This window comes from Oceaniglobus roseus (assembly GCF_002869745.1).
GTDB lineage: Bacteria > Pseudomonadota > Alphaproteobacteria > Rhodobacterales > Rhodobacteraceae > Oceaniglobus > Oceaniglobus roseus.
In genome coordinates, this window is record NZ_PNOS01000008.1 from 64,760 (window position 1) to 79,024 (window position 14,265).

Annotated in this window: 12 protein-coding genes; 5 read left to right on the top strand and 7 right to left on the bottom strand. The window is 68.1% G+C overall.

All coding sequences use genetic code 11. The annotated features are described in order from the left end of the window. Positions 1 to 3: 3 nt before the first annotated feature. A complete protein-coding gene (locus A7B20_RS06020; RefSeq protein ID WP_102107656.1) occupies positions 4 to 1,293 on the bottom strand; it encodes an NAD(P)/FAD-dependent oxidoreductase in 1,290 nt (429 codons plus the stop codon). A gap of 132 nt (positions 1,294 to 1,425) precedes the next feature. Then, a complete protein-coding gene (locus A7B20_RS06025) occupies positions 1,426 to 2,115 on the bottom strand; it encodes a helix-turn-helix transcriptional regulator (RefSeq protein ID WP_102107657.1) in 690 nt (229 codons plus the stop codon). 71 nt (positions 2,116 to 2,186) lie between these two features. On the opposite strand from A7B20_RS06025, the gene A7B20_RS06030 reads away from it, so the two are divergent. Then, positions 2,187 to 2,804, top strand: coding sequence for a glutathione S-transferase family protein (locus A7B20_RS06030; RefSeq protein ID WP_102107658.1), 618 nt, complete (start codon positions 2,187 to 2,189; stop codon positions 2,802 to 2,804). 34 nt (positions 2,805 to 2,838) lie between these two features. Here the strand turns inward: A7B20_RS06030 and A7B20_RS06035 are convergent, their stop codons facing one another. Together A7B20_RS06035 and A7B20_RS06040 are read right to left on the bottom strand one after the other, a co-directional pair. Beyond that, on the bottom strand, positions 2,839 to 4,209 hold the full coding sequence (locus tag A7B20_RS06035; RefSeq protein ID WP_102107659.1) for a glutamine synthetase family protein: 1,371 nt from the start codon (positions 4,207 to 4,209) through the stop codon (positions 2,839 to 2,841). Beyond that, a complete protein-coding gene (locus tag A7B20_RS06040) occupies positions 4,196 to 4,885 on the bottom strand; it encodes a type 1 glutamine amidotransferase (protein WP_102107660.1) in 690 nt (229 codons plus the stop codon). The genes A7B20_RS06035 and A7B20_RS06040 overlap by 14 nt, the downstream gene beginning before the upstream one ends. A gap of 169 nt (positions 4,886 to 5,054) precedes the next feature. On the opposite strand from A7B20_RS06040, the gene A7B20_RS06045 reads away from it, so the two are divergent. The 4 genes from A7B20_RS06045 to katG all read left to right on the top strand — a co-directional run bounded on the left by A7B20_RS06045 (position 5,055) and on the right by katG (position 10,581). Next, positions 5,055 to 6,284, top strand: a complete 1,230-nt coding sequence (locus A7B20_RS06045) for a DegT/DnrJ/EryC1/StrS family aminotransferase (RefSeq protein WP_102107661.1) — start codon at positions 5,055 to 5,057, stop codon at positions 6,282 to 6,284. 57 nt (positions 6,285 to 6,341) lie between these two features. Then, entirely contained in the window at positions 6,342 to 6,755 is a 414-nt protein-coding gene (locus A7B20_RS06050) for a GFA family protein (protein WP_102107662.1), read from the top strand. Positions 6,756 to 6,807: 52 nt separating this feature from the next. Then, a complete protein-coding gene (locus A7B20_RS06055) occupies positions 6,808 to 8,184 on the top strand; it encodes an aminotransferase (protein ID WP_102107663.1) in 1,377 nt (458 codons plus the stop codon). Between the two features lie 99 nt (positions 8,185 to 8,283). Further along, positions 8,284 to 10,581 carry a catalase/peroxidase HPI gene (gene katG / locus A7B20_RS06060; RefSeq protein ID WP_102107664.1) on the top strand — a complete coding sequence of 766 codons (2,298 nt, stop codon included), beginning with the start codon at positions 8,284 to 8,286 and terminating at the stop codon, positions 10,579 to 10,581. A 504-nt stretch (positions 10,582 to 11,085) separates the two neighbouring features. On the opposite strand, the gene phaR is transcribed toward katG, so the two are convergent. The 3 genes from phaR to phaC all read right to left on the bottom strand — a co-directional run bounded on the left by phaR (position 11,086) and on the right by phaC (position 14,157). After that, the gene (phaR, locus tag A7B20_RS06065) at positions 11,086 to 11,637 is read right to left on the bottom strand and encodes a polyhydroxyalkanoate synthesis repressor PhaR (protein ID WP_102107665.1); all 552 of its coding nucleotides are present in this window, start codon (positions 11,635 to 11,637) and stop codon (positions 11,086 to 11,088) included. 132 nt (positions 11,638 to 11,769) lie between these two features. Continuing rightward, positions 11,770 to 12,222: a Phasin gene (locus A7B20_RS06070; RefSeq protein ID WP_102107666.1), complete on the bottom strand. Its 453-nt coding sequence runs from the start codon at positions 12,220 to 12,222 to the stop codon at positions 11,770 to 11,772. Between the two features lie 129 nt (positions 12,223 to 12,351). Continuing rightward, the gene (gene phaC, locus A7B20_RS06075; RefSeq protein ID WP_102107667.1) at positions 12,352 to 14,157 is read right to left on the bottom strand and encodes a class I poly(R)-hydroxyalkanoic acid synthase; all 1,806 of its coding nucleotides are present in this window, start codon (positions 14,155 to 14,157) and stop codon (positions 12,352 to 12,354) included. Positions 14,158 to 14,265 lie beyond the last annotated feature (108 nt).

Here is a 14,265-nt window from a genome sequence, read left to right on the forward strand (position 1 = left end):
GGGTCAGAGCCCCAGCCGGTCCCGCAGCGCGTACCAGCTCATCGCGGCGACAAGGAGCGGCGCGCGCAGCGCGGGGCCACCGGGGAACCGCGCCGCCTTCACCGCCGCCATGGCATCGAACTGCCCCGCATCGCCCGCCACCGCGCGGGCGATCATCCTTCCGGCCATGGTGGCCAGCGCCACGCCGTGCCCGGAATAGCCCGAGGCGGTGTAGATCCCGTCGCGGCGGGCGAAATGCGGCATCCGGTTCATGGTGATCGCCAGCGTCCCGCCCCAGGCATGGGTGATCCCGACGCCCTTCAGCTGAGGATAGACCGACAGCATCGGCGGCACCACGACCGACCCGATGTCCCGCGGGAAGCGGTAGCCATAGCTCTCGCCGCCGCCGAACAGCAGGCGGCGGCCCTCGGTCAGCCGCCAGTAGTTCACCACGAAGCGGTCGTCGGCGACGGCGGGGCGCCCGGGCAGGATCTCGGGGAAGCGGTCGCCGAGCGGCTCGGTCGCCACGATATAGTTGTTGATCGGCATGACCCGCGCGGCGACGTCCTGTTCAATCGTGCCGAGATAGCCGTTGCAGGCCAGCACGACGTGATCGGCCCTGACCTCTCCGGCGTCGGTCTTCACGATCCCCCGCGCGACATGGTTCACCCGCGCGCCCTCATGGATCCGCACCCCCGCCGCCACCGCCGCCCGCGCGAGACCGAGCGCGAAGGCGAGCGGGTGGATGTGCCCCGCGCCGCGGTCCAGCACACCTCCGGCATAGGCCTTCGATCCCGTGAGTGCCGCCACGCCCGCCCGGTCCAGCGCCTCGATCCGGTCATAGCCGTAATCCCGCGCCAGCCGCTCCGCATGGCGGCGGTGCGCGTCGACCTCCGAGGCCGAGCGCTGCACCTCCGCGATCCCGTCCCGCCAGGCGGCGCCCCCGGCGTGGCGCCGCGCAAGGTCGCGCACCAGCGCCTTCGCCTCCTCCGCGATCTCCCACAGCAGCCGCGCCTGCCCCGGCACCCGCTTCTCCAGCCAGTCCTGGTCCTGCCGCTGGCCGCTGCCGACCTGGCCGCCGTTGCGCCCCGACGCGCCGAAGCCGACCCGCTGCGCCTCCAGCAGCACCACCGAGAACCCGGCCTCCGCCAGGTGCAGCGCCGCCGACAGGCCCGTATAGCCGCCGCCGACAACGCAGACATCGGCCCCCGCCTCGCCCTGAAGCGGCGGGAAGGGCGCGAGGGGCTCGACGCTCCCGGCGTACCAGCTTGCGGGATAGGCGCCGGGGCGGTCGTTCGCTGTGAGAAGGTCCATGGGCGGGATATGCGACGGTTCGCCGTGCCTGCCAAGGCTTCCCGGCGGAATGGGCATGAAAATCCGGAACCGATCAGAGCCCGGCGAGGCGTGCCGAGGCGACCGCACCCTGCCGAGGCGGCGGCATCCACCCTACCCCTTCCCGGCCCGCATCAGCGCCACATACTCCCGCAACAGCCCCACCCGGCGCGGGCGGAACGAAGCGCCCGCCAGCGCCGCGCCGCAGATCCGCTCGATCCGGAACTTGCGGAAGCCTTCGCGCAGGCAGCACCAGGCCAGCAGCACCGTCGTGTCTTCGAGGTAGGTGATCGCCAGCGGCCAGATCCGCCGCCGGGTCTCGGTCCCTTCCGCATCGCGGTACCCGATGTCCAGCGCCTCTTCCTCCCAGCAGGCGCGGCGCAGGAGGCTCAGATCCACCGTCGCGACCGGCGGCCGCCCGTAGCGATGCACCCGGACCACCGCGTGGGCCGCCTGCCTCTGCTGCCGCTCGGTCAGCGAGGCGACGATCTTCGACAGCGCCGCCTCGGCCGCGGCCACAAGCTCGGGATCGCCGCGGTAGGTGACTTCGCCAAGGCCCATCACCAGCGCCTCGATCTCGATCCGCGAGAAGCTCTGGGGCGGCAAGCCGGGATCCTCGGTCAGGGTATAGCCGTATCCCGCCGCCCCCTCGATCCCCGCCCCCGCCCGGCGCAGCGCCTCGATATCGCGGTAGAGCGTGCGTTCCGAGACCTCCGTCTCGGCCGCCAGCCGTGCCGCCGTAACCGGCCCGGGCAGGCTGCGCAGGGCTTGCAGGAGAAGGAGAAGGCGATCGGACCGGGCCATGGCGCTCCTGCCGGGAATTGTCAGGAGGGTGGGCGTATTCCGGGGGCATCGCAACCCGGAAAGGCCATGCCATGCTGACCCTCTACCATTCCCCGCAGACCCGCTCGACCCGCATCGTCCGGCTGCTTCACGAACTCGGCGCGCTCGACAGGGTCGAGGTGAAGACCGTGGGCATCCGGCGCGGCGACGGCTCGGGCGGCGAGGACGCCGCGAACCCCCATCCCGAGGGCAAGGTGCCGCTGCTGGTCCATGACGGTGCCCTGGTGCGTGAGAGCAACGCGATCATCCTCTACCTGACCGAGCTGTTTCCCGAAGCGGGTCTCGGCCCCATGTCGGGCGACCCGGAACGCGGCGCCTACCTGTCCTGGCTCGCCTATTACGGCAACGTGGTCGAACCGGTGATGGTGCTGGGCTTCGCGGGGGCCGACCACCCTGCCCTGCGCGCCACCTTCCGCGGTCCGGAGGAAATGGCGCGGACGCTCGCCGCGACGCTCGAGAAGCAGCCCTACCTTCTTGGCGAGAACTATTCCGCCGCCGACCTGCTGCTGTCCTCGCCCTTCACCTGGATGCCGAGCGCGACGCCCGACAACGCCGCCGTGAAGGCCTGGATCGAGCGGTGCGAGGCGCGGCCATCGAAGGACTTCGCCGCCGAGTACGACGCGAAGGCGATGCAGGCCGCCGCCTCGTGAGCCGAGACCGGCGCCCCACAAGGGGCGCCGGACCTCACACGCTGATCAGCAGGTGTTCCCGCTCCCAGGGCGAGATCACCTGGAGGAACTCGTCGTATTCCGTACGCTTCACGATGGAATAGACGCGGGCGAACTCCCGCCCCAGAAGGTCGTGCATCTCGATCGCGTCGTCGAACAGGTCGATGGCGTCGAACAGGCCGCGGGGAATGTTCTCTTCGGCATCGTAGGCGTCGCCGCTGAACTCCGGCGTCGGCTCGACCCTGTTGACCATCCCGAGATAGCCGCAGGCGAGCGAGGCCGCGATGGCGAGGTAGGGGTTGCAGTCCATCCCCGCCAGCCGGTTCTCGACCCGCCGCGCCTCGGGCCCCGAGATCGGCACCCGCAGCCCGGTGGTGCGGTTGTCGCGCCCCCATTCGAGGTTGATCGGCGCCGCGTGGTCCTTCACGTAGCGGCGGTAGCTGTTGACGTAGGGCGCCAGCAGCGCGATCACGCTCGGCAGGTGCTTCTGCATCCCGCCGACGAAATGGTGGAACAGCTCGGTCTCGCCGCCCACGGCGTCGGAGAACAGGTTCTCGCCGGTCTCCAGGCTCTCGACCGAGTGGTGGATGTGCATCGCGCTCCCCGGCTCGCCCTCGATGGGCTTGGCCATGAAGGTGGCGAAGCAGTTGTGGCGCAGCGCGGCCTCGCGGATCAGCCGCTTGAAATAGAAGATCTCGTCGGCCAGCTTCACCGGGTGGCCGTGGCGCAGGTTGATCTCGAGCTGGCCCGCCCCGCCTTCCTGGGTGATGCCGTCGATCTCGAACCCCTGCGCCTCGGCGAAATCGTAGATGTCGTCGATGACGGGCCCGTATTCATCGACCGCCGACATGGAATAGGCCTGCCGCGCCGCCGCGGGGCGGCCCGAGCGGCCCATCATCGGTTCGATCACCTTCGCGGGGTCGATGTTGCGGGCGACGAGGTAGAATTCCATCTCGGGCGCGATCACCGGCTTCCAGCCCTTCGCGCGGTAGGCGTCCATCACCCGCTTCAGAACGTTCCTCGGCGCCATCGGCACCGGCTCGCCCGCCTGGGTCAGCGCGTCGTGGATCACCTGCAACGTCCAGTCCGCCGTCCAGGGGGCGGCGGTGGCGGTGGAATAGTCGGGCTTCAGGATCATGTCGGGCTCGGTGAAGCCCTCGGCGCCCGCCGCCTCGGCCCAGCTGCCGGTGATGGTCTGGAAGAAGATCGAGTTCGGCAGGAAGAACTGCGACTGCTTGGCGAACTTCGTCGCCGGCATGGCCTTGCCCCGCGCGATGCCCGACGTGTCGGGAATGATGCACTCGACCTCGTCCAGCCTGCGGCCGTCGAGGAAGGCCTGCGCGGCCTTCGGGATCTGGCTCATCCACTCGGGGTCAGACCTTGACATGGGCCGCCTCGATCAGGAACCGCGCCAGCCGGTCGCCCATGGCCGCGTTGTCGAGCGGCTGCGCCAGCCCTTCCGACGCCTCCGCGAGCAGCGGATCGGGCACAACCCCCTTGCCCCGCGTCTCGATCAGGCCCTTCACGAAGGAGGGCTCGAACTCCGGATGCGGCTGGACGGTGAAGATCGTGTCGCCGTAGGCGAGCGCGGCGTTCGCGCAGAAATCCGACGCGCCGACCACCCGCGCGCCTTCGGGCAGCTCCACCACCTGGTCCTGGTGCCAGGCGTTCATGTGGTAGGTCTGCCCGTCGATCCGGTAGGCCGTGCGCCCGACCGACCAGCCCTCGGGGTATTTCACCACCTTGCCGCCAAGGGCCTGGGCGATGATCTGGTGGCCGAAGCAGATGCCGACCATGGGCTTTCCCGCAGCGTGCACGGCGCGGATGAACTCTTCCAGCGGCGGGATCCAGTCGTGATCCTCGTAGGCGCCGTGCCTGCTGCCGGTGATGAGCCAGCCGTCGGCGGCGTCGATGCCTTCGGGGAAAGTGCCGTCGACGACGGCATAGGTGGAGAAGCTCAGCCCGTGTCCGCCGAGAAGGCGGCGGAACATCTCGGGATAGTCCCCCGAAACCGCTTCGAGGGAGTCCGGAATATGCCCGGTCTGCAGGATGCCAATGTGCATGGATCACCGATCGTGTGGAACCTGCCGCAACCTAAGGCGCGTCCCTGCCGGGCGCAATCGCTTCGCTCGAAACGTGCTGCGGCGACATCTTCTCTCGCCACGGGACGCGCATTGAGATAAAGATTTTCCGAAACCGAGTTTCACGTTTTTGAAACATGAGGACAAAGCGATGCGCGATACCGCCTCCGGCCCGTCCCCCCTCTCGCCCCACGACGCGGATCCGCTGCCCGACGCCGCGCGCGCCGCGGTCGAGGCGCTGCTGACCTCGGGCGACCTGTTCCGCTACACCGCCGCGGCGAACGCCCCGGTCACGCTGCTGGAGCAGGAGTTCGCCGGGATGATGGGCAGCCGCCATGCGCTCGCCGTCGCCTCCTGCTCGGCCGCTCTGTTCCTGTCGATGCGCGCGCTGGACCTGAAGCCGGGCGCGAAGGTGCTGATCCCCGCATTCACCTTCGCCGCCGTCCCCTCCTCGGTCCTGCACGCGGGCTGCACGCCGGTGCTGGTCGACTGCGGCGACGATTACCGCATCGACCTTGCCGACTTCGCGGCGAAGATCGAGGGCGCGGATGCGGTGCTCATCAGCCACATGCGCGGCCACACCTCGGACATGGACGCGATCATGGCGCTGGCCGAGGCCCGCGGCCTGCCGGTGATCGAGGATGCCGCCCACTCCCTCGGCACGCTCTGGAAGGGGCGGAAGATCGGCACGATCGGCCGCGTCGGCTGCTTCTCGTTCCAGTCCTACAAGATGGTGAACGCGGGCGAGGGCGGGATCCTCGTCACCGACGATCCCGAACTGATCGCCCGCGCCGTCATCATGTCCGGCGCCTACGAGCACAACTGGAAGAAGCACGGCTCCAATTCAGGGACCGATGCCGCGCTCGACGCCGCCTTCGCGCGCTGGCAGAACCGCCTGCCGCTCTACAACACGCGGCTGTCGAACCTCGCCGCCGCCGTGATCCGCCCGCAGTTGCCCGAACTTCCCGCCCGCATCAGGGCAGGCCGCCGCAACCACGACCGCCTCGCCGCGCGGCTGAACGCGCACCCCGCCTTCGACGTCCCCGCCCCCCTGCCGGGAGAGGAGCGGGCGCCGGACTCGATCCAGTTCAACCTCGCGGGCCTCTCCGCCGACGAACAGTCCGCCTTCACCGCCGCGGCGAAGGAGATGGGCGTCGCGGTGCAGGTCTTCGGCACCTCGCCCGACAACGCCCGGGCCTTCTGGAACTGGGGCTTCCTCGGGCCGCAGCCCGACCTGCCGAAGACCCGCGCGATGCTGATGCGGGCCTGCGACGTGCGCCTTCCCGTGCGCCTGACCGAGGCCGAGATCGACCGCATCGCCGACACGCTGCTCGCCGCCATGGAGAGCGCCACCGGCACCGCCCGCGCCTTCGGGACCTGAGCGCTTGCGGGCCGCGCCGCCCCTTGCCATGATCGCCGCGGAACCGGGAGCCGCAGGATGACCTCGACACACGGGCGCTGCCTCTGCGGCGCCGTCCGATACGTCTTCGACCCGAACGGAGTGCTGTGGCGCAGCCACTGCCACTGCGAAAGCTGCCGCCGCGCCACATCCTCGCCCGTGACCACCTTCTTCGGGGTCCGGAACGCCGCCTTCCGCTGGCTCGGCGACAGGCCCGCGGCCTTCAGCAGCTCCGAAGGCGTCACCCGGCGCTTCTGCGCCACCTGCGGCAGCCCGATGTCCTACGAGTCCCGCGAGTACCCCGGCGAGACGCACTTCTATGCCGCGAGCCTCTTCGATCCGGCGGACTTCGCGCCGCAGGACCACGCGCATTGGGACGAGAGGCTGCCGTGGCTCGACCTCCGCGACGACCTTCCGCGCCAGCCCGCCGGCGCGCAAGAGAAGGCCGATTGAACCTTCCGCCCCGGGCGACTAGCCTTGCGGCAGCTTCATCCGGAGACACGCCATGCACGACGACGCCAAGACCTGGGCCCCCAACAGCTGGGAAGCCCGCGCCGCAGCCCATTCCTTCTACGGCTTCACCGACCTGCCCTCGGTCGAAAGACGCGGCATGGTGGTGCTGACCCACGGCGACGGTCCCTATGTCATCGACGTGCACGGCCGCCGCTATCTCGACGGCAACGCGGGGCTCTGGAACATGGTCGCGGGCTTCGACCACCCGGAGATGGCCACCGCCGCCAAGGCGCAGTACGACCGCTTCCCGGGCTACCACGCCTTCTTCGGCCGCATGTCCGACCAGACGGTTATGCTGTCGGAAAAGCTGGTCGAGGTCTCGCCCTTCGAACGCGGCAAGGTGTTCTACACCAACTCCGGCTCCGAGGCGAACGACACCATGGTGAAGATGCTCTGGTTCCTCGGCCGCGCCGAGGGCAAGCCCGAGCGGCGCAAGATCCTGACCCGCAAGAACGCCTATCACGGCGTCACGGCGGTTTCGTCCTCGATGACCGGCAAGCCCTACAACGAGGTGTTCGGCCTGCCCCTGCCCGGCTTCATCCACCTGACCTGCCCCCATTACTGGCGCGAGGGCCAGGAGGGCGAGACCGAGGAGCAATTCACCGCCCGCATGGCGAAGGAGCTGGAGGACACGATCGAGCGCGAGGGCGCCGACACCATCGCAGGCTTCTTCGCCGAGCCGGTGATGGGTGCCGGCGGGGTCATCCCGCCGTCTAAGGGCTATTTCCAGGCGATCCAGCCGATCCTGAAGAAGCACGGCATCCCGCTGATCGCCGACGAGGTGATCTGCGGCTTCGGACGCACCGGCCAGATGTGGGGCTGCGTCACCTACGATTTCATGCCAGACGCCATCATCTCGTCCAAGGCGCTGACCGCGGGTTATTTCCCGATGGGCGCGATCATCCTCGGCCCCGAGCTGTCGGACCGTCTCCAGGCCGCCGCCGACGAGATCGAGGAGTTCCCCCACGGCTTCACCGCCTCGGGCCACCCCGTCGGCTGCGCCATCGCGCTGAAGGCGATCGACCTGATCGAGAACGGCCTGATGGAGCAGGCCCGCGCCCTGATCCCGCAGTTCGAGGCCGGTCTGCGCCACCTCGCGCAGATGGACAACATCGGCGAGGCGCGGGGCAAGGGGCTGATGGGCGCGCTCGAGGCGGTGAAGGACAAGGCGACGAAGACACCCTTCGACGGCTCCCTCTCGGTCTCCGAGCGCATCGCCAACACCTGCACCGACAACGGCCTGATCTGCCGCCCCCTCGGTCAAGCGATCGTCCTGTGCCCGACCTTCGTGATGACGCCCGCGCAGATGGACGAGCTGTTCGAGCGGCTGGAAACCTCGCTGAAGAAGGTCTTCGCCGAGGTCGCATGATCCGACCCTCGCCGGGACGCGGCATCCGGCCGCAACCCGGCGGGGGAACTTCTTCTTCTTCCGGCTCCTTTCGGTGTCGTCTGAACAAGGAGCTCGGCCATGAAGGATATGACGAACAACCAGGGCGAGTGCCCGTTCCGCGGCACCCGCATCGGCGGCGCCATCGGATCGGAGCCGACCATCGACCACTGGTGGCCGAACCGCCTGAAGGTCGAACTCCTGCACCAGGATCCGCCCGCCGCGAACCCGCTTTCCGATCACGACTACCGCAAGGCCTTCGAGGCGCTGGACCTCGAGGCGGTCAAGGCCGACCTGCGCGCCTTCATGACCACCTCGGTCGACTGGTGGCCCTGCGACTACGGCCATTACGGGCCGCAGATGGTGCGCATGGCGTGGCACTCGGCCGGCACCTACCGCATCGCCGACGGCCGCGGCGGCGCCTCCCGCGCGATGCAGCGCTTCGCCCCGATCAACTCGTGGTGGGACAACGGCAACACCGACAAGTCCCGCCGCCTGCTCTGGCCGATCAAGCAGAAGTACGGCGCAGCGATCTCCTGGGCCGACCTGATGATCCTTGCGGGCAACGTCGCACTCGAGATGATGGGGCTGAAGACCTTCGGCTACGGCGGCGGCCGCCGCGACGCATGGGAAGCCGACCGGGCGACCTACTGGGGCCCCGAGGGCTGGAACGGCAAGCGCCCCGGCGACTCGAGCCAGAACGGCCAGGAAGGTCACCCGACCCAGATGGTGACGCGCACCCTCCGCTGGGAAGGCGATGTCGAGTCCGAGCACTATGACCTCGAAAATCCCCTCGCCGCCTCCCACCAGGCGCTGATCTACGTCGATCCCGAAGGTCCGAACGGCAACGGCAACCCGCTCGATTCCGCCCGCGACATCCGCGAGACCTTCGCGCGCATGGCGATGAACGACGAGGAGACGGTGGCCCTGATCGCCGGCGGCCACGCCTTCGGCAAGTCCCACGGCATGACCAGCCCCGACGAGATCGGCCCCGCCCCCGACGGCGCCCCGATCCAGGCCATGGGTCTTGGCTGGCAGAACCCGAACGGCACCGGCTTCGGGCAATACACCATGACGAACGGCATCGAAGGCTCGTGGACCCCGCACCCGACCCGCTGGGACAACGACTACCTGACCAACCTCTTCCGGTTCGACTGGGAAAAGACGCAGTCCCCCGCGGGCGCCGTCCAGTGGAAGCCGAAAAGCCCCGACGCGCCGAAGACGCCGGATGCCCATGTCGAGGGCCAGATGAACGAGCTGATGATGATGACCTCGGACATCGCCCTGAAGATGGACCCGGTCTACAACGAGATCTGCCAGAGGTTCCTGAACGACTTCGACGCCTTCACCGACGCCTTCTCCCGCGCCTGGTACAAGCTGACCCACCGCGACATGGGCCCGAAGGTCCGCTATCTCGGGCCCGAGGTGGCGGAAGAGGATCTCGACTGGCAGGATCCGATCCCGCCGCTCGACCATCCGGTGATCGACGAGGAGGACATCGCGAAGCTGAAGGCGCATATCCTCGAGCTGGGCCTCACAGTTCCCGAGTTGGTCTCGATCGCATGGGCCGCAGCCTCCACCCACCGCGACAGCGACAAGCGCGGCGGCGCGAACGGCGCGCGCATCGCGCTCGCGCCGCAGAAGGACTGGGAGGTCAACAACCCCGCCCGTGTGGCGAAGGTCGTCTCGGCACTGACCGGACTGAAGGACAGCTTCAACGCGGCCCAGGCAGGCGGCAAGAAGGTCTCGCTGGCCGACCTGATCGTGCTCGGCGGGAACGCGGCGGTCGAGAAGGCCGCCCGCGCCGCGGGAGTCGAGGTGAAGGTGCCCTTCGCCCCGGGCCGGATGGACACGACGCAGGAACTGACGGATGTCGAGCAGTTCAACTGGCTGCAGCCCGTCTCCGACGGCTTCCGCAACTACCACGACACCAGCATCGGCTACAACGTCGCGCCCGAGCAGATCTTCCTCGACAGGGCGGGGCTGCTGACCCTCAGCGCGCCGGAGTGGACCGTGCTGACCGGCGGCCTGCGCGTCCTCGGCACCAACTGGGACGAGAGCGACACCGGTGTCTTCACCGACCGCGTGGGCGTGCTGTCGAACGACTTCTTCGTCAACCTCACCAGCATGGACTACATCTGGATGCCGGTCGGCAGCGACGGGATGCAGTTCGAGCTGCGCCGCCGCCTGAACGGCGACGAGGCCGGAGAGACGGTGTACCGCGCCTCCCGCTGCGACCTCATCTTCGGCTCGAACGCCCAGCTGCGCCAGATCGCCGAGGTCTATGCCAGCGGCGACGGCCACGAACGGATGGTTCAGGACTTCGTCGCCGCCTGGAACAAGGTCATGACGCTAGACCGCTTCGATCTCGCCGCCTGACGTCCTGTCAGGGAATCATGGAAAGGGCCCCGCGCGCGGGGCCCTTTGTCTCCCCGCCTCGTACGAGGGATCTCCGATACCGCGACCGCAAAGCCTCAACCGCTCGACGGTCTCGATCGCCTCGACGGCTCGTCAGAGCCGCCATCGCGCCGCCCTTGCCGCGCGTGCCCCGTCCATGGCCCCATGCCTGCGCAGCAGGACCGACCCATGGGCTTCTTCTTTGCCCAAATACTCCCGCCGGAGGCGTCCTGCCCTCTCCACCGCCGCCACGCCCGACCAGTCCTGCGCACCGCTTGTCCCGCCTGCCGCCCCGCGATCACCACGGTCCGAAGGCGCAGGGCGCCGAGATGTCCCGCGCGGGACGCTGCCCGGTGCCGCGGCGCCCGAAGGCCGGCAGACGGGGTCCGCGGGGCGCGACCCGGAGTTCCCCGAACTCCGGCACCGCGACCTGCGCGCGCGCCATGGCAAAGGCCCCGCGCACGGGGTTCGCCCGCGCGACGGGTGTCACTTGCCGAGCTTGCTCAGCTTGCTCTGCATCTCGGCCAGCTGGGCGCGGATCTCCTTCAGCTCCTCGCTGCTCGTCGGGCCGTCCTCGTCCTCGTCGCGGCCGGGACCGGAGGATCCCATCATCCCCCCCGTCATCGCCTTCATGAAGGCCCGTTGCTGCGCCCGCATCGCCTCGTAGCCGGGCATGCCGGCCATCGGGCTCATCACGTTCTCCATCACCTTCGACTGCCCGTCCCTGAGCATGTCGAAGCTCATCGCGAGGAACTGCGGCACCACCGACTGCGCCTGGGTGGTATAGCTGCGCACGAGGTCGGTCAGCACGGCCAGGGGCAGCACGTTCTCGCCCTTGCTCTCGTGTTCGGCAATGATCTGAAGCAGGTACTGCCGGGTCAGGTCGTCGCCGGACTTCAGGTCGACGATCTGCACCTCCCGGCCCGACCTGATGAAGCGCGCAATATCCTCGAGCGTGACGTAGTCGCTCGTCTCGGTGTTGTAGAGCCTGCGGCTGGCGTAGCGCTTTATCAGAAGCGGCGAGGTGGAGTCGGCCAAGGAAGCCTCCCGTTTTGGCACTGCAGCGTCAGCCTATGGCAGTGCAGCGCAAAAAGAAAGGGCGCGCAAGACTGCGCGCCCAGTCGACCGCCGGCAGGGAGGAGAAGGCCCGCGATCGGTGTCCGAAGCGGATTACTTCGCGGTCGCGGTCGCCTTCTTGGCGGCGGCGGTCATGTCGTCGGTCGCCTTCTTCGCGGCGGCGGTCATCTCGGCCGAGGCATCCTTGCCGGCGGCCAGCATGATCTCGACGGTGTCCATCTGCACCTTCTTCGCGATTTCTGCGAAGGCGGCCATGGATTCCGAGGTCATCTCGGCCTGGGCCGACGCGAAGTCCGAGAACGACTTCTGGTACTCGGCCGGCTCGGCCTTCATCCTGGTGACGTCGCCCATCTTGGCGATGGTGCCCTTGGTCCAGGCGGTCGAGATCTCGGTCGACTTCTCGGCGGCTTCCAGGGCCACCTTGCTCATCTTCTCGCCGAAGGCGGCGTAGGACTTGAAGCCGTCCTGGAAGGCCGACATGTCCATCGGGAACGCCGACATCATGTCCTGCATCGTCTTGGTGTAGTCTTGTGCCTTGGTCGCCATGTCATCTCTCCTGGTCAGTCTCCCGGGGCGCCCTGCCCCGGTGTTTCAATCTCTGACAGGAATATGCATGCTGCGGCGCAGCATTTCAAGTGTTTTTCTGCACTGCAGCAAAAAACTTGGGGCAGGTTTTCACGGGGTTTCGCCCGACTTGACGTAAGTGCCCGGCGCCGCGGCGAGAATCTCGCGCCCCCCCGCCCCGGGCACCCGCGCCGCGACCTGGGTGCCCGACTTCTTCCTCAGCCACTCCTCCCAGTGCGGCCACCAGGACCCCTCGTGGAACGACGCGCTGTCGTACCAGTCCGCGGGCGCCTCGGGCCAGTCGGTGTTCATGTAGTGGCCGTACTTCTTCTTGCTCGGCGGGTTCACGATCCCCGCGATGTGCCCGGATTCGGACAGGATGAAGGTCTTCGACCGGCTCCCCATCTCGCGGATCCCCTCGTAGCTCGACTTCCAGGCGGCGATGTGGTCGGTCTCGCAGGCGATGGCGCAGAGCGGCACCTTCACCTCGTCGATCTTCACGGTATGGCCCAGGATCTCGAACCCGTCGGTCGCGAAGCGGTTCTGCTGGCAGAGCCCGCGCAGGTACTGCATCGCCATCTTCGCGGGCAGGTTCGTGCCGTCGCCGTTCCAGTAGAGCAGGTCGAAGGCCGGCGGGCTCTCTCCCATCATGTAGCTGCGGATCGCGGGCTGGTATATCAGGTCGTTCGAGCGCAGATAGGAGAAGGTCCGCGCCATGTAGAATGACTCGAGCACCCCCTTCGCGGCCACCTCCCGCTCCAGCCCGTCGACGAAATCGTCGTTCAGGAACACGCCCACCTCGCCCTGGTCCGCGAAATCGGTGAGCGTGGTGAAGAAGGTCGCCGACTTGACCGAGGCATCGCCCCGCTGCTCCAGCAGCGCGAGGGTCAGCGCCAGCGTCGTGCCCGCGATGCAGTAGCCGACGACGTTGATCTGGTCGACGCCGCAGATCTCCTTCACCTGCGCCATCGCTTCCAGATACCCCTCCTCGACATAGTCATCCATGCCCGTCTCGGCATAGGAGGCGTCGGGGTTGACCCAGGAGACGACGAACAGCGTGTAGCCCTGGTCGACGATCCAGCGGATCAGGCTGTTCTGCGGCTTGAGGTCGAGGATGTAGAACTTGTTGATCCAGGGCGGGAAGATCAGCAGCGGCGTCTTCCTGACCTTCTCGGTTGTCGGCGCGTACTGGATCAGCTCGAACATGCGGTTGCGATGGACGACCGAGCCCTCGGCGGTGCCGATGTTCTGCCCCACCTTGAAGGCGTTCTTGTCCGCGAGGCTCACCAGCAGCTCGCCGTCGCTCGCCTCGATGTCGCGCACGAGGTTCTCCAGCCCGTCCACCAGCGACTGGCCCTCGGTCTCGACCGCCTTGGCCAGCGCCTCGGGGTTGGTGCCGAGGAAGTTCGTGGGGCTGAACATGTCCACGATCTGCTGGCTGAAATACTGCACCCGCTTGCGATCCTTCGCGTCGAGCCCCTCCAGAGAGCTCAGCGCGTTGCTCACCGCCTCGGAGGAGAACAGGTATTGCTGCTTGATGTAGTTGAAATAGGGATGGCTGTCCCAGACCGGATTCGAGAACCGCTTGTCCTTGGGCCCCGTGTCCGAGGGCGGCGCCAGCTTTCCTTGGGCAAGGGTATGCTGCGCCTCGACGAAATGCTTCATCGACTTCGACCAGTAGCTGACCTGGTGTTCGAGGATCTTGGACGGATTGGCCATCATTTCCGCGACATAGGCGGCGGCCGCCTTCTGGAACAGGTCGCTGCCGGGACCCTGCAGGCTGGGCGGCACCTGCCGCTTGGCCGCAAGCGCCGCGACCAGCCGCGCCGACAACGCCTCTACCTTCGCCAGGTTCTGGGTCAGCGCGTCCGAAGCCGCGGCCGTGCCCGTGTCCTTGCCGGATTCATTGGTTGTCATATTAATCTTTCCGCCCTAGTTTGCCGCAAAGCAGCATCCTCACCTTTCCCCGATCATAAGCGTGACAGGGCCGAGGGGCAAAGCGATGATTACGCGGCCGCCTCGCGC

Coding starts and splice junctions, on each gene's coding strand:
- A7B20_RS06035 (WP_102107659.1), bottom strand. CDS start 4,209: ATGTCAAGGTCTGACCCCGAGTGGATGAGCCAGATCCCGAAGGCCGCG.
- phaC (WP_102107667.1), bottom strand. CDS start 14,157: ATGACAACCAATGAATCCGGCAAGGACACGGGCACGGCCGCGGCTTCG.
- A7B20_RS06030 (WP_102107658.1), top strand. CDS start 2,187: ATGCTGACCCTCTACCATTCCCCGCAGACCCGCTCGACCCGCATCGTC.
- katG (WP_102107664.1), top strand. CDS start 8,284: ATGAAGGATATGACGAACAACCAGGGCGAGTGCCCGTTCCGCGGCACC.
- A7B20_RS06055 (WP_102107663.1), top strand. CDS start 6,808: ATGCACGACGACGCCAAGACCTGGGCCCCCAACAGCTGGGAAGCCCGC.
- A7B20_RS06025 (WP_102107657.1), bottom strand. CDS start 2,115: ATGGCCCGGTCCGATCGCCTTCTCCTTCTCCTGCAAGCCCTGCGCAGC.
- A7B20_RS06050 (WP_102107662.1), top strand. CDS start 6,342: ATGACCTCGACACACGGGCGCTGCCTCTGCGGCGCCGTCCGATACGTC.
- A7B20_RS06020 (WP_102107656.1), bottom strand. CDS start 1,293: ATGGACCTTCTCACAGCGAACGACCGCCCCGGCGCCTATCCCGCAAGC.
- A7B20_RS06070 (WP_102107666.1), bottom strand. CDS start 12,222: ATGGCGACCAAGGCACAAGACTACACCAAGACGATGCAGGACATGATG.
- A7B20_RS06045 (WP_102107661.1), top strand. CDS start 5,055: ATGCGCGATACCGCCTCCGGCCCGTCCCCCCTCTCGCCCCACGACGCG.
- A7B20_RS06040 (WP_102107660.1), bottom strand. CDS start 4,885: ATGCACATTGGCATCCTGCAGACCGGGCATATTCCGGACTCCCTCGAA.